The organism is Pseudomonas sp. LLC-1 (genome assembly GCF_002992185.1).
GTDB classification, from domain to species: Bacteria; Pseudomonadota; Gammaproteobacteria; order Pseudomonadales; family Pseudomonadaceae; genus Aquipseudomonas; species Aquipseudomonas monteilii.
Genome location: NZ_LUVY01000006.1, coordinates 415,906 through 439,005, shown reverse-complemented (window position 1 = coordinate 439,005; position 23,100 = coordinate 415,906). Strand labels below are relative to the sequence as shown.

Genomic DNA, 23,100 nt, shown 5'->3' with positions numbered 1-23,100 from the left:
CCTGTGTCATTGGCCACAAACGGCTGACCGGCATCAAGACGCGCCCGTGCCACTGCTCAAGGCACGGGCGCATGCCGTGTTACCGCTGGATCTTGATCTCGGTACGACGGTTCATGGCGCGCCCTTCGGCCGTGGCATTGTCAGCCACCGGTTGGGTTTCACCGGCACCGACCACCGAAACGAAGCTGCTGCGCGGTACGCCGCTCTCGACCAGGTAATCGGTCACCGAGTGGGCACGACGTTCGGACAGTTTCTGGTTGTAGCTGTCGGAACCGACGCTGTCGGTGTGGCCGCTGACACTCAGGCGGGCGGACGGCGCTTCCTGTTTGAGGCGCGTGGCAATGGTGTTGAGGCGTTCTTTGTCGCGGGCGGTCAGCTTCGCAGAGTCGAATTCGAAGTGCACATCGCGGATGACGATGACCTCTTCTTTCTGCACCACCACTTCCTCGACCACGGCTGCCGGCTCAGGCGGGCACCCGTTGGCATCGACCTGCACCCCACGCGGGGTGCCAGGGCACTTGTCACGGCTGTCCGGCACGCCGTCGCCATCCTCGTCGCCATCTCCATGGGCCCAGCAGTAACCCGCCGCCAGGCCACCGCCCAGCAACGCGCCCCAGCCAGCCCAGCTGGAACTTTCGATAGCGCCCAAGGCGGCGCCGCCTACACCCCCGACGGCGGCACATTTCGGCCAGTCGGTTTTTTGCAAACCTGCACAACCAGTCAACACACTGGTGAGCAGTACCAGGGGTATCGCTGTGCGTACTATGCTCATTTCATTGCTTCTCCTAGGGGGAATCGGCATAAGGCCGATCTCTGGGAGTAAAGACCGCGCATTCCAACCCTGCCAGCAATAAGCCACGACGCGGTCACATGCCTCTTTGCCCGCAGGCTGCGGCCCGCTAGTCTTGGACGACTTGAACGAGGATTGGCAATGACCGAAGGTTTCTCCCAACGTACGCCGCAGCAGGCTTTGGCAGCCCTGCTGGAGCGCTTCACCCCGCAACGCCTGCTGCTGGTGGGCACACGCTTCCCGGCGCTCGACGCCTTCGCCGCGGCACACCCGCAGGTGAGCATCGCCACAGCGGCCCCTGGCCCGCTTCCGGCCGAGCTTGCGGCCCAGCGTTTTGACCTGGCGGTGCTGGTGGACTGCCTGGAGCACCTGCCCAAACGCACGGGCCTGGAACTGCTCGGCGGCATCCGCAACCTCAATGCCAGCCGGGTTGCCGTGCTGGCCGACCTGGCCGCCTGCGGCTGGCAAGACACCGACTTTTTCGCCCTGGCCCTGTCGGCCAGCGAGAAATTCTGCCGTGACCAGCAGGTATTGAGCCTGTTCACCTATGATCTACATGACTACAAGCAGGTCCCGGACTGGCTCAACGCCAGGTTCTGGGCCAACCCTGAAAACTTCGGCAAGTACTGGTGGTGATGATGAGTGTCTCGGTCTGCCCTTGTGGCAGTGGCAACCTGCTGGATGCCTGCTGTGGGCATTACCATGCCGGCACCCCGGCACCCGATGCCCAGGCGCTGATGCGCTCACGTTACAGTGCCTACGTGCTGGGCCTGGTCGACTACCTGGTGGCCACCACTTTGCCTGCCCAACAAGCCGACCTGGACCGTGCCGCCATGGCCGCCTGGAGCGCCCAGAGCACCTGGCTGGGCCTGGAGGTAGAAAGCGCTGAAGTACTCGGCGGCCAACCGGAACACGGCTTTGTCACCTTCACCGCACGCTGGCACGACCAGGAGGGCGACCACCAGCACCGCGAACGCTCGGCGTTCGTCCAGCATGCCGGGCGCTGGTACTTCATCGACCCTACGGTCGGGTTGAAGGCCGGGCGCAACGACCCCTGCCCCTGCGCCAGCGGGCAGAAGTTCAAGAAATGCTGCGCCAGTTACGTCGGGAGCTGAGCATGAACGCCCGCGCCCGTCTGCTGCTGCTCGGTACACTGATGACATGGCTGGCGGGCTGCAGCAGTTGGGGCGGTGAAGACTGGCGCGAACCCGAGGTGCGCCTGGTCGAAGTCGAAACGGTCAAGGCCAGGTTGCTGGAGCAGGAGTTCGTGCTGCACCTGCAAGTCGACAACCCCAATGACAGCCGTCTGTTCATCCGCAACCTGTCGTATGCCGTGCGCCTGAACGACCTGCTGCTGGTGCAGGATGAAACCAGCGTATGGCGCAGCGTGGGCGGGCATGCCCGGCGTACCTTCAAGATCACCGCGCGTACCAACCTGTGGCAGCACCTCAAGCCGCTGGCCAAGCTGCTCAGAAGCAAGCAACCGCTGCACTACACCCTGCAGGGCGAACTGGCGACCGGGCTGCTTATCCATCGGGACCTGCACTTATCGCGCAGTGGTGAGATAATCCCCGGCGATCACATCCCGGAGTAACCCTGCAATGTCCCAGCAACCCCACGTTCATGGCCCTGACTGCAACCACGACCATGATCACCACCATGACCATGGCCATGTTCACGGCCCGCACTGCAACCACGGCCACCAGGAGCCGGTACGTAACGCCCTGAAGGACGTTGGCCGTAACGACCCGTGCCCATGCGGTAGCGAGAAGAAGTTCAAAAAGTGCCACGGCGCCTGATCTGACGTCGCCCCCTGCTGAGGGCCTTGGCCTATGCGGCCTTGCGCCGGGTCGCCCCCAGCAGGTCCTGGTACCACAGGCCGGCGTCATAGGCGATGGTCACCACAGTGGTTCCGGCATACCGCGGGTGCTGGGCCATGCGCTGAGCAACGGCCAGGCAGGCGGCAGCGGTATTGCCCACGAAAATGCCACTTTGCATGTAGAACCAGCGCTGCGCAGCCAGCATCTCTGCGTGTTGCACCTGGGCCCGCTCGTCCACCAGCGACCAGTCCATGAAGGGCGGGCAAACCCCCACCGCCATGCCTTCGAAGCGGTGGTCGGCAAACACACCTGCCCTTGAGTCACACCCGCAGGGGTCGACCAACACCGTCGACACCTCGAAACCGTGATCTTTCAGCCCCAGCGTAATGCCCGTGAAGCTTGCACCCGTACCCGCACAGCCAACAAACAGGACTTCCCGCCCTGCCCCGGCGTTGGTCAGCTGCACGGCCAGCTCGCTGGCCGTCTGGTAACGGTGGGCCTCGATACCCACCGGGTTGTTGAACTGATCGGTATAGAAGTATGACTTGCCCAACGCAGCCTGGTTGTCCAGGTGGTGCATGACCACATCCTTGGGGGTGGCACCGGCCATCAGCATTTCCTTGCCGATCAGCCGGGCACCGAAACACTCGAGCAGATCCCTCTTTGTCTGGCTGAAGCTCAGCCCGACCGCCAGCTCCACCGCGACCTGGTACTTGTGACAGGCCGCCAGCAAGCCGAAGCCGAAACTGCCACCGGTTTTCTCGATGACGGTTGTCACACCGGGAATGATGTCGCCATTGCGTACGGCATGCTCGACGATGCGCCGGGCCGCCCGGTATTTGTGGCTTCCCCCCGGGTTGTTCATTTCCAGCTTGGTATAGATGCGATCGCTGACACTGATGAGCTCGCTCATTTGCGGCTACCTTCCATTGAAGTATGCAGGCAGGCCTTGTTCTGCAGCAGGCCGGCAGTGGCAACCAGCAGCCCGATGCACAGGACCATGCAGATGGCGTTGGTGCCATCCCAGCCGACCGTGCTCAGCAACAGCGAAGGGCTGAACGCGCCGAGGGTGGCGAAGATGGCGATTGCCAGGTCGTTCTTGCCCTGCATCTGCATCGCTGCCGGGCTGTTCTGCAGCGACTGGGCCAGCAAGGCGCCGCCGCCTACATACGTCAGGTTCCAACCCAGCCCGAGGGCAATCAGTGCCAGGGTCATCATGGCGTAGCTGTGCGACCAGATATTCAGGGCCGAGCAGCCGAGCAGCAGGGCCAGGCCCGTGCAAATGGTGGTCCTGATACCCAACCGCTGGATGATCGCGCCGGTGAAGAACGACGGGGCAAACATGGCAATCACATGCCACTGGATCGCCAGGCGTACGTCCGAGAAGTCCTCGTGCATGTGCTTCATGTGCATCGAGGCCTGGATCATCAGCAGGTTCATGATCCCGTAGCTCAGTGCAGCAACGCCCATTGCTACCACCACACTCGGGCTTAACGGCTCGGTGCGTGGGCGGGCCGACTGGGCGGCGCTGTTGACCGTGCTGGTCACACCGCCATCGTCTGGCAGGCAAAGGGCAATCAGCAGTGACAGCAGCGCCAGGCCGACAAACGCGGCATAACACAGCGAAAACAGTGGATAGCCGCCCACATCTCGCAGCCACTCGGTAAGCGTCGGCCCGACCACCGCGGCGATGACGCCCCCAGCCACAACCAGCGAAAGGGCTTTGGGCTTCAGGGCCTGAGACAGATTGTCGGTGGCCGCGAAGCGGTTGAAGTTGGCGAAGGCGATGTACACGCCCAGCGCAGAATGGCTAAGGACCAGCGTTGCAAAATGCTGGTGCTCCACCGCCAGAAAGCCGCTGATACCCGACAATGCCAAAGGAATCGCGCCCAGCATGAAAGCCTTCTTGCGGCCGATGCGGCTCATCAGCCTGGAGACCGGGTAGGTTGCCAGCATCAGGCTCAGAAACTGAAACCCGTATGGCACGGTGGACCACGCGGCATCAGGGGCCAGCGCCGCGCCGACAATGGCGGCCATGGTCACGGACATGACCGCTGTGGTCAGGTTGATCGACTGTGCGGTGAAATACAGGTACGTGCGCCGCGGTAACGTGCTGTTCATAGTGCGTGCCCGTGGTAGGTGGACAGGTCGATTTCGGCATCGGGGAACGCGCAGATCAGCCGTTCCTTACCTTTACCCAGGCGTTTGCGCCTGACGCTCAGGCGCCCGATACGCCCTGGTGAATCGAGGTGTGTGCCACCGCACGGAATTTCGATGCCGTTGTAGGTCCACAAACGTGCGTCTTCCAGGCCCTCGACCGCGTAGTGCTCGATGGGTGCATCGCAGCCGATCAGTTCGTTGGCCCGCCGCTCTATTTCAACCACCTCTTCGGCCGTGAAAGCGTCCTCGACCAGGAAGTCGAAACGTGCCGAATCCTCTTTGATGTGGCAGCCGATGGTCCATTGCTGCAGCTCTTCACGCAGCCCGATAGCAGCGGCATACAGAAAGTGACTGGCACTGTGAGACAGCGTCAGCCGTTCGCGCCGTTCAACATCGATGGTGATGCGGGCCGGCATGCCTGGCGTGACGTCATCCAGCAAGTGCAGGTCATCAGGGTGCAGGCTGTGAATAATGATGCCGCCCAGTTTTCCGCCCTTGAAACCTTCGAGGCGAATCGGGCTGCCATACAGTTTTTTCACCCAGACAAACCGCACAGTTCCCACCGGTAATTCAATGGTGCCGAAGTCCGCTTCCTGGCCGCCACCTTCCGGGTAAGCCACGGTACTTTGTAATTCAATGCCATCACTGTGCACGCGTGTTACTTGCGTATCAACGCCGGCCAGGTACTGGTCTTTGTAATACAGCTTTTCGGTATTGCGTAAAACTTCATAGTTCAGAGCGTTCATGATTCCAGCACCACCTGCAATGATGTTTTAACCTGTACCCGGGCAGCAGCGGGAACATCTTTGGTAATAATGCAGCCCGGCCCGATAAATGCGCCGTCACCCACGTGGATAGCGCCCAGCACACTGGCGAATGCGCCGATTTGTACCCGGTTACCCAAGGTCGGGTGCCTGGGGCTTGAAGGGTTGCCGCTGATACCGCGGGCGCCCAGGGTGACGCCGCCCAGCACGTAGCAATCGTCACCAATGGTCGAGGTTTCGCCTATGACGGTGCCCATGCCGTGATCGATGATGAAGCGTGCGCCAATACGGCTGCGGAAGTGGATCTCCGCCCCGGAGAGCATTTTGCCGCGCCTGGAGATCATGGCCGCCAGGCATTGACCTCCGGCACCATAGGCAGCAGCGGTATTGTTGTAGATCCAATGGGCGAGCCGATAATGCAGAACGGCAGAATAAGAGGTGTACGTTCTTGCAATGAAGACCAGGTCGCAGCCCGCGGCCGGATCTTTCAGGGCAAAGGCCTGCAAATCGGCATGGGCTTGTTCGGTGACACACTGAATAACTGCAGTTTCTTTAAACGCTTCGAATTCTTCAACTGAACAACACTCCAATAGCGCCGATGTAACAAGGTTCCTTACAACCTTGAATGTTTCCGGTTCATCAGGCACAGGTAGCCTGGCAATGACGGCTGATTGCATATCCATAGAGTGCATGGGCTCGATATCCAGTTGTCTGGTTGAACAGACGCTTAAGGTGCTGCCTTTGCGGGCAACCAACACTTCCGACAAGGGAATAGTGGCATGTACTGGCCATTTGAAAACGAACAGTCGACAAGCATTTCCGTTAACTGTTAGGCTTTTTTTTCTAACGGTTTGAGACCTGCCATGAACACCAGCAGCCTTCATCACCAGTTAAGACAACGCCTGGATGCAGGGGAGTGGCTGCCCGGGCAGCGCATGCCCTCCATCCGGAAACTGACGGCTGCGGTCGACTTCAGTTACCACGACGTTGTTTCGGCCTACGCCCAGCTGGTCAGCGAAGGTGTGTTGACGGCTTCACCGGGCAGGGGCTACTTCGTCGCGACCCGGTCACGGCAAACCGGTGTGATACACGAGCCCGAATGCATGGCGGGCGACCCGCTCTTCAAGCTGCTGCAAGGTGGCCAGCACTACACCAAGCTGGGCAGCGGCTGGCTCCCCCCCGCCTGGCGTGACACCGAGCTGCTGGCCAAGGCCATTCGCCGCACGGCGCGGCTGGAGCAAAGCTCGCTGGCCGAGTACGGCGACATCCAGGGCTACCTGCCCATGCGCAAACAGCTGTGCGTACACATGAAACGGCTGACCCGTGTCGATGTCCGCCCCAACCAGTTGCTGACCACACTGGGCGCTACACAAGGCCTGGACCTGGTTGCGCGGCTACTGATCAAGCCAGGCGACCACGTTTTCGTCGACGAGCCGGGTAACGGCAACCTGATCAAGCTGATCCAGCTGGCGGGCGGGCACGTTGTCGGCATACGGCGAACCCAGGACGGGCCGGACGTGGAAGAGATGAAAACCTACCTGGCCAGGCACAAGGTCAAGGCATTTTTCTGCAACAGCACCTTCCACAACCCGACCGGCAGCAACATCAGCCCGCACAACGCCTTCAGCGTCCTGCGCCTGGCGGTAGAGCACGAGTTCTTCGTGGTCGAGGACGATGTGTATGGCGACTTCAGCCCGGCCGTACGCCAGACCTTTGCCGAGCTGGACAACCTTGACCGGGTTATCTACATCGGCAGTTTCTCCAAATGCCTGTCAGCATCGCTGCGCGTGGGCTTCATCGCCTGCTCACAAGACCTGATCGAACCGCTGACACGCCTGAAACTGCTGACCTGTGTTGCCGTCCCGGCGTTTTGCGAACGCTTCGTCAACACCATATTGTCGGATGGCACCTATGCCCGGCACATGAATGATGTGCAGCAGCGCCTGATCAGGCAGCAGGTCCAGACCCAGCGGCTTCTGATCGAGCGAGGCTGGCAGTTTGAAATCGCACCGCAAGGGGGGATGTTCCTCTGGGTCTACCACCCGGACCTGCCAGACCTGCAACCCCTGGTGCGCAAACTGGAACAAAACAAGATCCTGCTGATGCCCGGCTCGGCGTTCGCCGTTACCCGTGACTACCGGCGCTATGCGCGCATCAATTGCACGCACTTTTCCGAGACGTTGGCAGACCACTTCAACGTTTGAGGCAGCGCTGGCAAATAAACCGACCTGGGACCTTGCATGGCGCCTGCGCGCTTACTACCTTAGCGCCTTTCGAAACCCGCCACGCCTTGCAGGAGCCCTTGTCATGGCCGCCCCCGCCTTTCCTCCCTTCCGCCCGCGGTTCGCAACCGCTGCCACGCTGCTCGGCATGCTCGGGCTGGCCGGCTGCCAGACGGGCGGCTACCAGGACAGCGTGCCACCGACCAGTGGCGTGCAGCCGCTCAAGGGCCTGGCGCAGAATGTTTCAGTACGCCGCAATGCCATGGGTGCGCCACTGATCGAAAGCAGCAGCTTCCATGATGCGCTGTTCAGCCTGGGCTATGTGCATGCCGGTGACCGCATCGAGCAGATGGTCGCCATGCGCCTGCTGGCCCAAGGCCGCCTGGCCGAACTGGCCGGCAGCGAAGCGCTGGACATCGACCGCCTGATGCGCGCGGCCAACCTCAAGCAAAGCGCCGCCCAGCAGTACGCCGACGCCTCGCCACGGCTCAAGCGCTTTTTCGAAGTGTACGCACGCGGGGTCAACGCCTACCTGTTCCGCTACCGCGACAAGCTGCCGGCCGGCCTGGCCAGCAGTGGCTATCGCCCGGAATACTGGAAGCCCGAAGACTCGGCGCTGATCTTCAACTTGTACGCGTTCAGCCAATCGGTGAACCTGCAGGAAGAATTGAGTGCCCTGACCCTCGCGCAGAAAGCCGGCAGCGACAAGCTGGCCTGGCTGCTGCCAGGCGCCCCGGACGAGCCATTGGCCGAAGGCGAGGTGGACAAGCTCAAGGGCCTGAACCTGGCCAGCCAGCTGCCTGGCCTGCCAGCGCTGGCGGCCGCCAGCCAGAAACTGGCCGACCTCGACCTGCTCGGCAGCCCGGGCTCGGCCAACCTGGCCCTGGCCCCGCAGCGCAGCCGCAGTGGCAAGAGCCTGCTGGCCAGCGACAGCCGCGCTGCCTGGGCCCTGAGCCCGGTACAGATCCACACCGGCAAGTACCAGGTTGCCGGCCTGTCGTTGCCGGGCTTGCCGATCGTGCTGGCCGGTTACAACGGCAAACTGGCCTGGAGCAGCAGCGCCGTGATGGCCGACAACCAGGACCTGTTCCTGGAGCAACTGCGTCGTCAAGGCAGCCAGCTGAGCTACCTGGCCGACGGCAAATGGCTGCCGGCCCGCGCCCGTAGCGAAACGTTCTTCGTCCGAGGCCAGCGCCCGCTGCGCGAGGTGATGTATGACACCCGCCACGGCACCCTGCTGGCCCAGCCAGACAACGCCAGCCTGGGCCTGGCGCTGAACCTGCCGCAGTTCAAAGGCGACCGCAGCCTGGATGCGCTGTTCGACCTGACCCGGGCCAGGAACGTGGAACGCGCCTTCGACAGTACCCGCGAAGTGACCGCCGCGGCCCTCAATTTTGTCTTCGCCGAGCCGGAGCACATCGGCTGGCAAGTCAGTGGCCGCTACCCCAACCGCCGCGAAGGCCAGGGCCTGCTGCCCTCGCCGGGCTGGGACGGGCGCTACGACTGGGATGGCTATGCCGACCCGATGCTGCACCCGTACGACCAGGACCCGCCTGCTGGCTGGATCGGCCACGCCAACCAGCGCAGCCTGCCGCGCGGCTACGGCATGCAGCTGTCCAGCACCTGGTACTACCCTGAGCGCGCCGAGCGCCTGGCCCAACTGGCCGGCAATGGCCGCCACGACAGCCGCAGCCTGATGGCCCTGCAGAACGACCAGGTGACCCTGCTGGCCGACAAGCTCAAGCAGATGTTCGACGCCCCCGGCATGGCCCAGCCCTTGAAGCAGGCGATCGACGCCCTGCCTGCCGCACAACGCGACAAGGCCCGCGACACGCTGGCCCGGCTCAAGGCCTTCGATGGCCGACTGAGCCCAGTGTCGGCGGATGCCGCGCTGTACGAGCTGTTCTTGCAAGAGGTAACGCGGCAAACCTTCCTCGACGACCTGGGCCCGGAATCCGGCCCGGCCTGGCAGGCGTTCGTCAGCAATGCCCGCTTGTCGTTTTCGGCCCAGGCCGATCACCTGCTGGGCCGCGACGACAGCCCGTTCTGGGATGACCGCAACACCCCACAAAAAGAAGACAAGCCTGCCATTCTCGCCCGCAGCCTGGCGGGAGCAATGGACGCCGGGATCGCGCAACTGGGCGCCGACCGCCGCGCCTGGCAGTGGGGCAAGCTGCACCAGTACCGCTGGCCAGCACCGGCCTACCATGGCCTGGGCGAAGCCATCAGCCGCTCACCACTGGCTGCAGGTGGCGACTTCACCACCCTGGCCCTGACGCCATACGCCTGGGGCAGCGACTTCGACACCCGCCTGCCGGCCTCGACGCGGATGATCGTCGACTTCGGCCAGCCCGAACCGTTGCAGGTGCTGACCAGCAGCGGCCAGTCCGGTAACCCGGCAAGCGCGCACTACAACGACGGACTGGATGCCTGGTTCAAAGGCCGGTTCATGAGCCTGCCGCTGCAGCAGCAGAACTTCGGGCGGGCGTATGGCAGCCAGCGCTTGACCTTGGCGCCTGGCAAGTAAGCCTTCAGTCCGAGCCGCCAGCTGTGGCGGCTCGGGCTTTAAACAGCGACGACTGAAAGCTCGATCCGCTGTCCCAACACATGCAAGGCATGCTCAACCTGCTCGATTTTCGAGCGATGCAACAGATCGACCAGACGATCGACCTGGGGACGATTTACCCCTAGCCGGCGTGCCATCTCGGTCTTGCTGATTTTTTGTCCCACCATCGTATTCCACAGCGCCGCCTTCGCTGCCGTCAGGGCTGGCAGGCGTACCACGGGCTGGCCAGCCGCAGGCGCTGAAGGTAGAGGGATAGCCTGTTTCTGATCCACATAGAACGAAAGCGCAGACTCCAAGGCATCCACCGCATCGAACAATGCTTCCTCCGAAGTATCACCCGCGCAGGCCATCTCTGGCACATCGGGACAACTCACCCAGACACTACCGCCTTCTTGATGAACAACCACCGGATACTCGAATATCATCACATGCCTCTCTGAACCCTTCATGCTTTCAATCCCAAGTCTTTCAGGATTTTCTTTCTCAGGCCTTCGCTTATTTCCTTCGCACCATGGTCCGGGAAAATCGTCTGGCGATTACCCAGGTAAACCTTGAAATGACTGCCCTTGGCAGCCACGAACGTAGCGCCCTGGCTACGCAGCCATCGGCGGAATTCACTGTATTTCATGCAGGCCTTCGTAGAGTCAATGTGCATGACGCGCCAGCAGATCGCAACATTTTTGTTGCACCCGTTCAACCACACACAGTTAACCGCAAAAGGCCTTTCGGCATTTCTGAATGGCGTGTAGTCCATTTCGCTAAGTAAAACCGTTCGAACTCCCGAGACCGTTCCGAGCTCTTAACAGGTATTCTCGGCAACCCGCGCTCGCCCTATGGACCTTGTCATCGCCCGCCCCGAAGGCCTCTACTGCCCGCCCGGTGATTTCTACATCGACCCTTGGCGGCCCGTGGACCGCGCCGTGATCACCCATGGCCACGGTGACCATGCACGTACCGGCAATGGCCATTATCTGACCGCCAGCCCAGGTGCCGGCATTCTGCGTAGCCGGTTGGGCCAGGGCATCGATTTGCAGACCCTGCCCTACGGTGAGCGCCTGCTTCACCGTGGGGTGACCCTGAGCCTGCACCCGGCCGGACACGTCCTGGGTTCGGCACAGGTGCGCCTGGAGTACCAAGGTGAAGTCTGGGTCGCGTCCGGTGACTACAAGGTAGAGCCCGATGGCACCTGTACGCCCTTCGAACCCGTGCCGTGCCACACCTTCATCACCGAGTCGACGTTCGGCCTGCCCATTTATCGCTGGCCCATCCAGGCTGAGGTCTTCGCCGACATCAATACCTGGTGGCGGACCAACAGCAAACAGGGCAAGGCCAGCGTGCTGTTCTGCTATGCCTTCGGCAAGGCCCAGCGGATTTTGCATGGGCTGGACGCCAGCATCGGCCCGATACTCGTGCACGGCGCCGTCGAGCCGCTCAACCGGGTGTACCGGGACGCCGGTATCCACCTGCCGAAAACCCTCTACGCCGGCGATATACCGCGCAACGACCCACTGCTGCGCCAAGCGCTGGTCCTGGCGCCCCCGTCGGCCAGCGGCAGTAGCTGGATGCGCCGCTTCGGCGAGTACAGCGATGCCTTCGCCAGTGGCTGGATGCTGCTGCGCGGCACCCGCCGGCGGCGCGGTGTGGACCGGGGCTTCGTCCTCTCGGACCATGCCGACTGGCCCGGTCTGCTGTGGGCAATCGGCCAGACCGGCGCCGAACGGGTGATGGTCACCCATGGCTCGGTCAACGTGCTGGTGCGCTACCTCAACGAACAAGGCCTCGATGCCCGCGCCTTCGCCACCGAATACGGCGACGAAGACGAAGACGACGTCGTCACGGCCGAACCCACACCATGAAAGCCTTTGCCACGTTGTACCTGCGCCTGGATGCGACCACGTCCAGCAACGCCAAGCTTGAGGCACTGCGCGACTATTTCGCCAATGCCCCCGCCGAGGATGCCGCCTGGGCCGTGTACTTTCTGGCCGGCGGGCGCCCGCGCCAGCTGGTGCCCACTCGCGTGTTGCGCGCACAGGCAACGGCTCAGGCCGGGTTGCCGGACTGGCTCTTCGAAGAAAGCTATCAGGCAGTGGGTGACCTGGCCGAAACCATTTCGCTGTTGCTACCCATACACGCCGATGGCAGCGATGAAGGCCTTGCCACCTGGGTGGAGCAGCATTTGCTGCCCCTGCGCGGGCTACCGCCTGAGCAGGTTCAGCAGCGCCTGCAGCCGCTCTGGGCGCAGCTGGATCGCCCCAGCCTGATGCTGTGCCTGAAGCTGATCACCGGCAGTTTTCGCGTGGGCGTATCGAAGTTGCTGGTCACCCGCGCCCTGGCGCAACTGGCCGGGCTGGACGCCAAGCGCGTGGCCCAGCGCCTGGTCGGTTACACCGATATTGGCCATCGCCCTACCGCAGCCAGCTACCAGAAGCTGATCGCCCCGGAGTCCGCCGATGAGCATCGCCAGCGCAGCGGCCAGCCCTACCCATTCTTCCTGGCCCACCCGCTACAAGCCTCTATCGACCAGTTCGATACTTTGCTCGGGCCGCCAGGCAGCTGGCAAATCGAGTGGAAGTGGGACGGCATTCGCGCCCAGGTGGTCAAGCGCGAGGGCCAGCTGTGGGTGTGGTCGCGCGGCGAAGAGCTGGTGACCGAGCGCTTCCCGGAACTGCACAGCCTGGCGCAGACGCTACCCGATGGCGTGGTGCTCGACGGCGAGATTCTGGTCTGGAAGCCAGGTGATACGGGGGCTGAACTGGCCGTGCAGCCTTTTTCCTTGCTACAGCAGCGCCTGGGGCGCAAAACGCTGGGCAAGAAATTGCTGACCGACGCACCGGTGGTGTTGCAGGCCTACGACCTGCTGGAGTGGCAAGGCGAAGACTGGCGCAACCGGCCGCAGCACGAGCGCCGCAGCCAACTGGAACGCTTGGTCGATGCGCACCCGCTTGCCCCCGTGCTGCTGTCGCCGCTGCTGACAGGCCCGGACTGGGCCGACCTTGCCCACCAGCGCGAACAGTCGCGCAGCCTGGGTGTCGAGGGCCTGATGCTTAAGCAACGCGAGGCCCTTTACGGTGTGGGGCGCACCAAGGATATGGGTACCTGGTGGAAGTGGAAGATCGACCCGTTCAGCGTCGATGCCGTGCTGATCTATGCCCAACGCGGCCACGGCCGGCGTGCAAGCCTGTACAGCGACTACACCTTCGCCGTGTGGGACGCACCGGCCGGCACCCAGGGGCGAACATTGGTACCCTTTGCCAAGGCCTATTCGGGGCTCAGTGACGAAGAAATGCGCAAGGTCGATGCCATTATCCGCAAGACCACGGTGGAAACCTTCGGCCCGGTGCGCAGCGTAACGCCTACGCTGGTGTTCGAACTGGGCTTCGAAGGCATTGCCTTGTCCAGGCGCCACAAGAGCGGTATTGCCGTGCGCTTTCCGCGCATGCTGCGCTGGCGGCTGGACAAGCCGGTGGAAGAGGCGGATGACCTGGCCACCTTGCAGGCACTGCTGGCCTGAAAAGGTGGCGACTCCATTGAGGCGCAACCCTAAAAACTATGCTTCTATCAGTGTGCCGACCTGTGTCGCAGACCGTATTCGCCACGCATCCAGGACCACCATGCACCATTCAACCCACGACCTGCTCTCACCCGTTCCGGGCATCACCCGCCAGTTGCACAGTTTCCACTTCGGCCCTCGCAGTGGCGGCAAAGTCTATATCCAGGCTTCCCTGCATGCCGACGAACTGCCCGGCATGCTGGTGGCATGGCACCTCAAGCGCCGCCTGATTGCGCTGGAAGAACAAGGCCGCCTGCAGCGCGAGATCATCCTGGTGCCGGTGGCCAACCCGGTCGGCCTGGAGCAAGTGCTGCTGGATGCACCGCTGGGGCGCTTCGAGCTGCAAAGCGGCGAGAACTTCAACCGCAACTTCGTCGACCTGTCGGACAGCATCGGCGACCAGATCGAAGAGCACCTGACCCAGAACCCGGCGCACAACGTCGAGCTGATCCGCGAATACCTGCGTCGTGGGCTGGACGCGCACCCGGCCCGCACACCGCTGCAAGCCCAGCGCCTGATCCTGCAGCGCCTGGCCTGCGATGCCGACATGGTGCTGGACCTGCACTGCGACTTCGAGGCGGTCGAACACCTGTACACCACACCCGATGCCTGGCCACACATCGAGCCGCTGGCCCGCTACCTGGGCGCCCAGGCCAGCCTGCTGGCCACCGACTCGGGCGGGCAGTCGTTCGACGAATGTTTCAGCCTGGTCTGGTGGCAGTTGCAGCAACGCTTCGGCAAGCGCTTCCCGATCCCGCTGGGCTGCTGCTCGGTAACGGTCGAACTGCGCGGCCAGGCCGATGTCAGCCATGACCTGGCCAGCAAAGACTGCCAGGCGATACTCGACTTCCTTACCCACGCGGGCGTTATCGAAGGCGCCAGCCCTGCCCTGCCACCCTTGCCCAGCCCGGCCACGCCGCTGGCTGCTGTCGAACCGGTAGTGACGCCACTGGGCGGGTTGCTGGTGTATCACGCCAAACCCGGACAACACCTGGAAGCCGGGCAGTTGATTGCCGAAGTCATCGACCCGCTCAGTGACCGGGTAACGGCAGTGCGCAACAGCCAACCGGGCCTGCTGTATGCCCGCAGCGTAAGGCGCATGGCCACTTCTGGCATGGTCATCGCCCATGTTGCTGGCGAGCAGGTATGTCGCAGTGGCTACCTGCTGGGCAACTGATTCGGTAAAACCATTGCACCTGGCGGGCGGTCTGTAGAAGCACAGCCTTCGAAGGACCACTTGCCTCATGCCCGCCGCCACCGACCTTGCCAATGCCTGGTTTGCCAGGCGTGGCTGGAAGCCTTTCGCTTTCCAGCGCCGCGTTTGGGCGGCTGTGGCGCGCGGCGAGTCCGGCCTGCTGCACGCCAGTACCGGTGCCGGCAAAACCTACGCCGTGTGGCTCGCCGCGCTTCGTGCGTTCAAGCCCCAGCCCCACGGCAGCCAACCGGCGCCATTGCAGGTGGTGTGGGTGACGCCCATGCGCGCCCTGGCTGTCGACACCGCACGCGCCCTGCAGGTGCCCGTGGATGAACTGGCGCTGCCGTGGAGCGTTGGGGTACGCAGCGGTGACACAGGCAGTGCCGAACGAGCCCGACAGGCTCGGCGCCTGCCAAGTGTGCTGGTCACCACGCCCGAGAGCCTGACGCTGCTGCTGACGCGCGCACAGGCCCGCGAAGATTTCGCCACCCTGCGGCTGGTGGTCGTGGATGAATGGCACGAACTGCTGGGTAACAAGCGCGGGGTACAACTGCAGCTGGCCCTGGCCCACCTGCGCCACTGGCATCCAGGCCTGCCGACCTGGGGCCTCTCCGCCACCCTGGGCAACCTGCAACATGCACGGGACGTTCTGCTGCCGCAAGGCGGCCTGCTGGTACAGGGCCGACAGGACAAGGCGCTGCAAGTCGATACCTTGCTGCCAACAGCGATCGAGCGCTTTCCTTGGGCCGGGCACATGGGCCTGAAGATGCTCGACCAGGTCAGCCGGGAAATCGAGGCCAGTGCCAGTTGCCTGGTGTTCACCAACACGCGCGCCCAGGCCGAGCTCTGGTACCAGGCCCTGCTTGAAGCCCGCCCTGACTGGGCCGGACTGATTGCCCTGCACCATGCCTCGCTGGCCCGCGATACCCGCGACTGGGTGGAACGTAGCCTCAAGCAGGGCAGCCTGAAAGCGGTGATCTGCACGTCCAGCCTTGACCTTGGCGTGGACTTTCTACCCGTGGAACGGGTGCTGCAAATCGGCTCGGCCAAAGGCATCGCCCGCCTGATGCAACGGGCCGGGCGCTCCGGGCACGCACCGGGGCGGCGCTCGCGAATTACCCTGGTGCCTACCCATAGCCTGGAACTGGTGGAGGCAGCTGCAGCCCGACAGGCACTGATGGCCGGGCACATCGAGGCTCGCTGCTCGCCGCAACTGTGCATGGACGTTTTGGTGCAGCACCTGGTCAGCATGGCCTTGGGCAGTGGCTTTCGACCCAAGCAGCTACTGGCCGAAGTGCGCAGCACCTGGGCCTTCCGCACGTTGCGCGACAGCCAGTGGCAGTGGGCGCTGGACTTCGTCTGCCACGGTGGCAGTTCACTTTCCGCCTACCCGGATTACCAGCGCGTCGAGCCCCGGCCCGACGGCGTTTACCGGGTTGCCAGCGAACGCCTGGCACGGCGCCACCGCATGAGCATCGGCACCATCGTCAGCGACGCCAACCTGCAACTGAAATACTGGAGCAAGGGCGGCGGAGGCAAGACGCTGGGCAGTGTCGAAGAAGCGTTCATCGCCCGCCTGCGTCCCGGCGACACGCTCGTGTTTGCCGGGCGGGTGCTGGAACTGGTACGCGTGGAAAACATGACCGCCTATGTGCGCCGCAGCACCGCACGCAAGGCTGCGGTAGCACGCTGGAACGGTGGGCGCATGCCGCTATCGAGCGAACTGGCCGACGCCCTGGTCGAGCAGCTCGATTCTGCGGCCCATGGCCGCTTTGACGGCCCGGAGATGCGAACCGTGCGCCCGCTGCTGGCGTTGCAGGCACAGTGGTCGGCGTTGCCAACCACCGGCACGCTGCTGGCCGAGACGTTCAAGTCCCGCCTGGGCTGGCACGTGTTCTTGTACCCCTTTGCCGGGCGCCTGGCCAACCTGGGCCTGGCCAACCTGATTGCCTGGCGGGTCAGCCGCGTACAACCGCTGTCGGTATCGATTGCCGTCAACGACTACGGGTTCGAACTGCTCAGCCCTGCACCGGTGGACTGGACAACGCACCTGCCAAAAGCGCTGGGTACCGAGCACTTGCTGGAAGATGTGCTGGCCAGCCTGAACGCAGGGGAAATGGCACTGCGGCGTTTTCGCGAAATTGCCCAGATTGCCGGGCTGGTGTTTGGCGGGTACCCGGCGGCACAGAAGAGCACTCGACAGATCCAGGCATCCAGCGGGCTGTTCTATGAAGTGTTTCGCAAGCATGACGCCGGTAACCTGCTACTCGGCCAGGCACGGGACGAAGTGCTGGGCGAGGAGCTGGAGATCGAGCGGCTGCGTCGGCAATTGCTGAAAATGGCCAGCCTGAAGCTGGACCTGCAGGTATTGAAGCGACCGGGGCCACTGGCCTTCGCTTTGCTGGTAGAGGGCATGCGCGAGACGCTGAGTACCGAGAAGCTGGCAGACCGGATTGCGCGAATGGTTGCAGAACTGGAACAAGCGGCGGGCAAGGCATGAGTCACCAGCCCATCGAACACGCAGGCCAGGTGCTCTGGCTGCTTGCCGACAAGGCCATCTATTGGCCCAGCCGCCGAGCATTGCTGGTGGCCGACGTACACATCGGCAAGGCTGCCAGCTATCGTGCCCTGCACCAGCCTGTGCCGCGAGGCACCACAGACGCGACGCTCACCCGGCTGGATGCCTTGCTGGCAGCCCATGACTGCGACCAGCTGATCGTCCTCGGGGACTTCCTCCATGCACGCACTGCCCGGGCGCCAGCAACGCTGGCCAGGCTGCATGCGTGGCGGCAGCGCCACGCGCACCTGAACATTGTGCTGATACGCGGCAATCATGATCGTAACGCCGGCGATCCACCTGCATCACTTCGCATTGAGGTCAAGGATGAGCCTTGGATACTGGAACCTTTCGCGCTACAACACGAACCAGCGCCTCACCCGGCTTACCCAGTGCTGGCCGGCCATGTGCACCCGGTCTTTGTGCTACGCGGCACGGCCCGCCAGCGCCTGCGACTGCCGTGCTTCCTGATCGACGCTCACGTCAGCCTGCTACCGGCTTTCGGTGAGTTCACCGGCGGCTGGAAGATCGCGCCCTCCGGCACCAGCCGGGTATACCTGGCTGGCGCAGGGCGCGTCTGGCCGCTGTAACGGCGTTCAGGCGACAGGTGCTGGCGGCGGCTCATCCGGCAAGGTCGGCTCGCCCGGCTCCATGGGTGGCCTCTCGCCAGGCTCTGGGGGCTGCGGGGTATCGGGGTCAGGCTGATGGGGCACGCCCCCCGCCTGCATGGGCAGCGGGTGCGCCAGCAATGACCAGGGCAACAACCCCACGTGGTTGGGCTGCAGGCCTGCCAGCTTGGCACTGATTGCGGGATGGAGTTTCATTGGCTGCTCCTGACGAAAGCCGATGCACATCATGCGCACCGGCGTTACTTCGTTGGAGTGCCAAAGGCGCGGGTAATTCCCCGCGCTTGTCGGCTCAGGTACGCGGCAGGGTGACGCCGCGCTGGCCCTGGTATTTGCCCCCACGGTCCTTGTAGGACACTTCGCATTCTTCGTCAGACTGCAGGAACAGCATCTGTGCCACGCCTTCGTTGGCGTAGATCTTCGCCGGCAGCGTGGTGGTGTTGGAGAACTCCAGCGTCACGTGGCCTTCCCACTCGGGCTCCAGCGGGGTGACGTTGACGATGATGCCGCAACGGGCGTAGGTGCTCTTGCCCAGGCAAATGGTCAGCACGTCACGCGGAATGCGGAAGTATTCGACGGTGCGCGCCAGGGCAAAAGAGTTTGGCGGGATGATGCACACGTCGCTCTTGATGTCGACGAAGCTGCCGGCATCGAAGTTTTTCGGGTCGACGGTAGCCGAGTTGATGTTGGTGAACACCTTGAATTCGTCAGCGCAGCGTACGTCGTAGCCATAGCTGGAGACGCCAAAGGAGATCACCCGGCTGTCTTGTTCGCCGCGCACCTGGCGCTCGACGAACGGTTCGATCATGCCGTGTTCCTGCGCCATGCGGCGAATCCACTTGTCCGATTTGATGCTCATGGCGGGGGTGTCCTGAAGAGTTGCGTGGTGAAAATCGTGACGCGCATCTTACCGGTCCCGGCGCCCAGGTTAAAGTTCTATGCCTCATCCCGCGCCGGGCGGGGGCTGCAGCCGCCGTCGATCCGAATTTGCGTAAAGCGCCTTCTGACCATTGGCAGGTTGCGGAAAGTGGGGTAAGGTGGCGCCACTGTGCTGCACGTGACACCGAGAATCTCTAGTTTGATGCACGATCCTGATCGGCCCATCGCTGAATTTTCTGCTCTCTTTGCGCTCAGTCCCGGGCAGGGTTTTTCCTGACCGTTATCAAATTGTCCAAGGAGACAGAAAAATGTCCAACCGTCAATCCGGTGTTGTTAAGTGGTTCAACGATGAGAAAGGCTACGGCTTCATCACCCCTCAGTCGGGCGACGACCTGTTCGTGCACTTCAAAGCCATCCAAGCTGACGGCTTCAAAACCCTGAAAGAAGGCCAGGCTGTTACTTTCGTCGCTACCCGCGGCCAGAAAGGCATGCAGGCTGAAGAAGTTCAGATCGCCTAAGTCGATCTAGCTTCCTAGCTTTCAAAAAAACCCGCCTCTGGCGGGTTTTTTTATGCCTGGTTGAAAGACCGAGTCACCTGTTTCGCGGGCAAGCCCGCGAAACAGGTGACTCGGTCTCCGATCAGTCTTCGCTGATGGTAATGCTCGGCATCGCCGGCGCCGCCGCCTCTTGCAGCACAATCCGCGCGCCTACCTGGCGGGCCAGTTCCTGATAGACCATGGCAATCTGGCTTTCCGGCTCGGCAATCGCCGTCGGCTTGCCGCTGTCGGCCTGTTCGCGGATCAACATCGACAATGGCAACGACGCCAGCAGGTCAACGCCATACTGGCTGGCCAGTTTCTCACCACCGCCTTCGCCGAACAGATGCTCGGCATGGCCGCAATTCGAACAGATGTGCACGGCCATGTTCTCGACCACACCCAGCACCGGGATGTTGACCTTGCGGAACATCTCCACACCCTTCTTGGCATCCAGCAACGCCAGGTCCTGCGGCGTGGTGACGATCACCGAGCCCGCCACCGGCACTTTCTGCGCCAAGGTCAGCTGAATGTCGCCGGTACCCGGCGGCATGTCGATGACCAGGTAGTCCAGGTCATCCCAGGCGGTCTGGGTGACCAGTTGCAGCAGCGCACCGGAAACCATAGGGCCGCGCCAGACCATCGGTGTGTTGTCGTCGGTGAGGAAGGCCATGGACATGACCTCCACGCCATGGGCCTTGATCGGCACAAACCACTTCTGCTCGCGAATCTGCGGGCGGGTGCCTTCGGCAATGCCGAACATCACGCCTTGGCTAGGGCCGTAGATATCGGCATCGAGAATACCCACCCGTGCGCCTTCGCGGGCCAGCGCCAGCGCCAGGTTGGCCGCAGTGGTCGACTTGCCCACACCGCCCTTGCCCGAGGCCACGGCGATGATGTTCTTGACGTTGGCCATGGCCGGCACCTGGGCCTGGGCCTTGTGAGCGGCGACCACGCAGTCGATCGATACCTGGGCGCTGCTGACGCCCTCAAGGTTGCCGATGGCCGTCTGCAACACCTGGGCCCAACCGTTCTTGAACAAACCTGCGGCATAGCCCAGCTGCAATTGCACGCTGACCTGCCCGCCCTGGATGTCGATGGCGCGCACGCAACCGGCGCTGACCGGATCCTGGTTCAGGTAGGGGTCGGTGTACTGGCGAAGCACGCCTTCGACGGCGGCACGGGTGACGGCACTCATGGAGACTCCCATTGGCAAACTGAATGTAAAACAGGCGCCTATCCTAACCCGTCAATCGTCAGTAGATGCGCATGCGGGGTGAAATATCTTCGCCAGCCCTTTATAGTGGCCGATCACCCTTAATTTTTACCCCGTAGCCAGATAAGTAGCCGAGCCACCATGTCCGAGCCACGTCAGATTCTCGTCACCAGCGCCCTGCCCTATGCCAATGGATCCATCCATCTAGGCCATATGCTCGAGTACATCCAGACAGACATGTGGGTCCGCTTCCAGAAAATGCGTGGCAACCAGTGCATCTATGTCTGCGCCGACGACGCCCACGGCTCGGCCATCATGCTGCGCGCCGAAAAGGAAGGCATCACCCCGGAGCAGCTGATCGCCAACGTCCAGGCCGAGCACAGCAGCGACTTCGCCGATTTCCTGGTGGATTTCGACAACTTCCACTCTACCCACAGCGAAGAGAACCGCGAGCTGTCGGGCCTGATCTACACCCGCCTGCGTGAAGCCGGGCACATCGCCACCCGTTCGGTAACCCAGTACTTCGACCCGGAAAAGGGCATGTTCCTGGCCGACCGTTTCATCAAGGGCACCTGCCCCAAGTGCGCGGCGGAAGACCAGTACGGCGACAACTGCGAAAAATGCGGTGCCACCTATGCACCTACCGAGCTGAAGAACCCCAAGTCGGCGATCTCCGGCGCCACCCCGGTGCTGCGTGACTCCCAGCACTTCTTCTTCAAGCTGCCAGACTTCCAGGCCATGCTGCAGCAGTGGACCCGCAGCGGCACCCTGCAGGACGCGGTAGCCAACAAACTGGCCGAATGGCTGGATTCCGGCTTGCAGGAGTGGGATATCTCCCGCGATGCGCCGTACTTCGGCTTCGAAATCCCGGGTGAACCGGGTAAATACTTCTACGTGTGGCTGGACGCGCCAATCGGCTACATGGCCAGCTTCAAGAACCTTTGCGCACGCCGCCCGGAACTGGACTTCGATGCGTTCTGGAACGAAGGCTCCAAGGCCGAGCTGTACCACTTCATCGGCAAGGACATCGTCAACTTCCACGCCCTGTTCTGGCCAGCCATGCTCGAAGGTGCCGGTTTCCGCAAGCCGACTGCCGTCAACGTGCATGGCTACCTGACCGTCAACGGCGCGAAGATGTCGAAATCGCGCGGCACCTTCATCAAGGCCCGTACCTACCTCGATCACCTGCAGCCGGAATACCTGCGTTACTACTACGCAGCCAAGCTGGGGCGTGGCGTCGACGACCTGGACCTGAACCTGGAAGACTTCGTGCAGAAGGTCAACTCCGACCTGGTGGGCAAGGTCGTGAACATTGCCAGCCGCTGCGCCGGCTTCATCCACAAAGGCAACGAAGGCGTGATGGTAAGCGGTGATGCCGCGCCTGAGCTGACCGAAGCCTTCCTGGCTGCCGCTCCGTCCATCGCCGAAGCCTATGAAGGCCGTGACTTTGGCCGCGCCATGCGTGAAATCATGGCGCTGGCCGACCGCGCCAACGCCTGGATCGCCGACAAGGCACCGTGGTCGCTGGCCAAGCAGGAAGGCAAACAGGATGAAGTGCAGGCCATTTGTGCCCAGGGCATCAACCTGTTCCGCCAGCTGGTGATCTTCCTCAAGCCGGTACTGCCGGTGCTGGCAGCAGACGCCGAGGCGTTCCTCAACGTTGCCCCGCTGGCCTGGAACGACCACCTGTCGCGCCTGGAAAACCATAAACTGAACCCGTTCAAGGTCCTGATGAGCCGCATCGAACCGGCCAAGGTCGAAGCCATGGTCGCCGCCAGCAAGGAAGACCTGCTGGCCGCCGAAGCCAAGGCCCCGGCCGGCAACGGCGAGCTGACCAAGGACCCGCTGTCGGCAGAAATCGAGTTCGACACCTTCGCTGCCGTCGACCTGCGCGTGGCGCTGATCGTCAAAGCCGAAGCCGTGCCGGGCGCCGACAAACTGCTGCAACTCACCCTGGACATCGGTGACGAGCGCCGCAACGTGTTCTCCGGCATCAAGTCGGCTTACCCAGACCCGTCCAAACTGGAAGGCCGCCTGACCATGATGGTCGCCAACCTCAAGCCCCGGAAAATGCGTTTTGGCGTATCCGAGGGCATGGTCATGGCTGCCGGCCCTGGCGGTGAAGAAATCTACCTGCTGAGCCCGGACAGCGGCGCCAAGCCAGGCCAGCGCATCAAGTGACACCCCCTGCCCCGGCCCTCGTGCCGGGGCAGTTTCTT

General features: G+C 63.0%; 23 protein-coding genes. 13 read left to right on the top strand and 10 right to left on the bottom strand.

Translation table 11 applies throughout. The features are described from left to right. Window positions 1-79: 79 nt before the first annotated feature. On the bottom strand, window positions 80-772 hold the full coding sequence (locus A0O30_RS05820) for an OmpA family protein (RefSeq protein ID WP_016713781.1): 693 nt from the start codon (window positions 770-772) through the stop codon (window positions 80-82). A gap of 159 nt (window positions 773-931) precedes the next feature. On the opposite strand from A0O30_RS05820, the gene A0O30_RS05815 reads away from it, so the two are divergent. Genes A0O30_RS05815 through A0O30_RS05800 form a run of 4 tightly spaced genes read left to right on the top strand, consistent with a single transcriptional unit; the run spans window position 932 to window position 2,589 of the window. Next, window positions 932-1,426: a DUF6231 family protein gene (locus A0O30_RS05815; RefSeq protein ID WP_060497855.1), complete on the top strand. Its 495-nt coding sequence runs from the start codon at window positions 932-934 to the stop codon at window positions 1,424-1,426. 2 nt (window positions 1,427-1,428) lie between these two features. Then, window positions 1,429-1,905, top strand: a complete 477-nt coding sequence (locus tag A0O30_RS05810; RefSeq protein ID WP_025754557.1) for a YchJ family protein — start codon at window positions 1,429-1,431, stop codon at window positions 1,903-1,905. 2 nt (window positions 1,906-1,907) lie between these two features. Further along, window positions 1,908-2,384: an LEA type 2 family protein gene (locus tag A0O30_RS05805; protein WP_105945862.1), complete on the top strand. Its 477-nt coding sequence runs from the start codon at window positions 1,908-1,910 to the stop codon at window positions 2,382-2,384. A gap of 7 nt (window positions 2,385-2,391) precedes the next feature. Continuing rightward, complete coding sequence (locus A0O30_RS05800; protein WP_009684590.1) at window positions 2,392-2,589, top strand: SEC-C metal-binding domain-containing protein; 198 nt, start codon at window positions 2,392-2,394, stop codon at window positions 2,587-2,589. Window positions 2,590-2,620: 31 nt separating this feature from the next. On the opposite strand, the gene A0O30_RS05795 is transcribed toward A0O30_RS05800, so the two are convergent. Genes A0O30_RS05795 through A0O30_RS05780 form a run of 4 tightly spaced genes read right to left on the bottom strand, consistent with a single transcriptional unit; the run spans window position 2,621 to window position 6,226 of the window. After that, complete coding sequence (locus A0O30_RS05795; RefSeq protein WP_105945861.1) at window positions 2,621-3,523, bottom strand: pyridoxal-phosphate dependent enzyme; 903 nt, start codon at window positions 3,521-3,523, stop codon at window positions 2,621-2,623. Continuing rightward, window positions 3,520-4,731: an MFS transporter gene (locus A0O30_RS05790; protein WP_105945860.1), complete on the bottom strand. Its 1,212-nt coding sequence runs from the start codon at window positions 4,729-4,731 to the stop codon at window positions 3,520-3,522. Before A0O30_RS05790 ends, A0O30_RS05795 begins: the two co-directional genes overlap by 4 nt. Next, the gene (locus A0O30_RS05785; RefSeq protein WP_105945859.1) at window positions 4,728-5,516 is read right to left on the bottom strand and encodes an alanyl-tRNA editing protein; all 789 of its coding nucleotides are present in this window, start codon (window positions 5,514-5,516) and stop codon (window positions 4,728-4,730) included. Before A0O30_RS05785 ends, A0O30_RS05790 begins: the two co-directional genes overlap by 4 nt. Then, a complete protein-coding gene (locus A0O30_RS05780; RefSeq protein ID WP_177410253.1) occupies window positions 5,513-6,226 on the bottom strand; it encodes a serine O-acetyltransferase in 714 nt (237 codons plus the stop codon). The genes A0O30_RS05785 and A0O30_RS05780 overlap by 4 nt, the downstream gene beginning before the upstream one ends. 171 nt (window positions 6,227-6,397) lie before the next feature. Between A0O30_RS05780 and A0O30_RS05775 the strand changes: the two genes are divergently transcribed. Continuing rightward, window positions 6,398-7,738, top strand: coding sequence for a PLP-dependent aminotransferase family protein (locus A0O30_RS05775; RefSeq protein WP_105945858.1), 1,341 nt, complete (start codon window positions 6,398-6,400; stop codon window positions 7,736-7,738). Between the two features lie 103 nt (window positions 7,739-7,841). Next, on the top strand, window positions 7,842-10,283 hold the full coding sequence (locus A0O30_RS05770; protein WP_105945857.1) for a penicillin acylase family protein: 2,442 nt from the start codon (window positions 7,842-7,844) through the stop codon (window positions 10,281-10,283). A 38-nt stretch (window positions 10,284-10,321) separates the two neighbouring features. Here A0O30_RS05770 and A0O30_RS05765 read toward each other — a convergent pair whose 3' ends face one another. Continuing rightward, entirely contained in the window at window positions 10,322-10,771 is a 450-nt protein-coding gene (locus A0O30_RS05765) for a type II toxin-antitoxin system HicB family antitoxin (RefSeq protein ID WP_256589612.1), read from the bottom strand. Then, entirely contained in the window at window positions 10,768-10,950 is a 183-nt protein-coding gene (locus tag A0O30_RS05760; RefSeq protein WP_105945890.1) for a type II toxin-antitoxin system HicA family toxin, read from the bottom strand. Before A0O30_RS05760 ends, A0O30_RS05765 begins: the two co-directional genes overlap by 4 nt. A 205-nt stretch (window positions 10,951-11,155) precedes the next feature. Between A0O30_RS05760 and A0O30_RS05755 the strand changes: the two genes are divergently transcribed. The 5 genes from A0O30_RS05755 (at window position 11,156) to pdeM (ending at window position 18,214) form a co-directional block, all read left to right on the top strand. Further along, complete coding sequence (locus tag A0O30_RS05755) at window positions 11,156-12,178, top strand: ligase-associated DNA damage response exonuclease (RefSeq protein WP_105945856.1); 1,023 nt, start codon at window positions 11,156-11,158, stop codon at window positions 12,176-12,178. Then, a complete protein-coding gene (locus tag A0O30_RS05750; RefSeq protein ID WP_105945855.1) occupies window positions 12,175-13,833 on the top strand; it encodes an ATP-dependent DNA ligase in 1,659 nt (552 codons plus the stop codon). The genes A0O30_RS05755 and A0O30_RS05750 overlap by 4 nt, the downstream gene beginning before the upstream one ends. A gap of 100 nt (window positions 13,834-13,933) precedes the next feature. After that, the gene (locus A0O30_RS05745; protein ID WP_105945854.1) at window positions 13,934-15,049 is read left to right on the top strand and encodes a succinylglutamate desuccinylase/aspartoacylase family protein; all 1,116 of its coding nucleotides are present in this window, start codon (window positions 13,934-13,936) and stop codon (window positions 15,047-15,049) included. Window positions 15,050-15,116: 67 nt separating this feature from the next. Beyond that, window positions 15,117-17,567 (top strand): ligase-associated DNA damage response DEXH box helicase, encoded by a 2,451-nt coding sequence (locus A0O30_RS05740; RefSeq protein WP_105945853.1) that lies wholly within the window; start codon window positions 15,117-15,119, stop codon window positions 17,565-17,567. After that, window positions 17,564-18,214: a ligase-associated DNA damage response endonuclease PdeM gene (gene pdeM / locus A0O30_RS05735; RefSeq protein ID WP_060497868.1), complete on the top strand. Its 651-nt coding sequence runs from the start codon at window positions 17,564-17,566 to the stop codon at window positions 18,212-18,214. The genes A0O30_RS05740 and pdeM overlap by 4 nt, the downstream gene beginning before the upstream one ends. 6 nt (window positions 18,215-18,220) lie before the next feature. Here pdeM and A0O30_RS05730 read toward each other — a convergent pair whose 3' ends face one another. After that, window positions 18,221-18,448, bottom strand: coding sequence for a hypothetical protein (locus A0O30_RS05730; protein ID WP_016713758.1), 228 nt, complete (start codon window positions 18,446-18,448; stop codon window positions 18,221-18,223). Between the two features lie 94 nt (window positions 18,449-18,542). Further along, window positions 18,543-19,109, bottom strand: coding sequence for a dCTP deaminase (gene dcd, locus A0O30_RS05725; RefSeq protein WP_003258001.1), 567 nt, complete (start codon window positions 19,107-19,109; stop codon window positions 18,543-18,545). Between the two features lie 328 nt (window positions 19,110-19,437). Here dcd and A0O30_RS05720 point away from each other — a divergent pair, with 328 nt between their 5' ends. After that, a complete protein-coding gene (locus A0O30_RS05720; RefSeq protein ID WP_003254922.1) occupies window positions 19,438-19,647 on the top strand; it encodes a cold-shock protein in 210 nt (69 codons plus the stop codon). A gap of 121 nt (window positions 19,648-19,768) precedes the next feature. Here the strand turns inward: A0O30_RS05720 and apbC are convergent, their stop codons facing one another. Further along, the gene (gene apbC, locus A0O30_RS05715; protein WP_016713757.1) at window positions 19,769-20,863 is read right to left on the bottom strand and encodes an iron-sulfur cluster carrier protein ApbC; all 1,095 of its coding nucleotides are present in this window, start codon (window positions 20,861-20,863) and stop codon (window positions 19,769-19,771) included. Window positions 20,864-21,022: 159 nt separating this feature from the next. On the opposite strand from apbC, the gene metG reads away from it, so the two are divergent. After that, window positions 21,023-23,062: a methionine--tRNA ligase gene (gene metG / locus A0O30_RS05710; RefSeq protein ID WP_105945852.1), complete on the top strand. Its 2,040-nt coding sequence runs from the start codon at window positions 21,023-21,025 to the stop codon at window positions 23,060-23,062. Window positions 23,063-23,100: the final 38 nt, after the last annotated feature.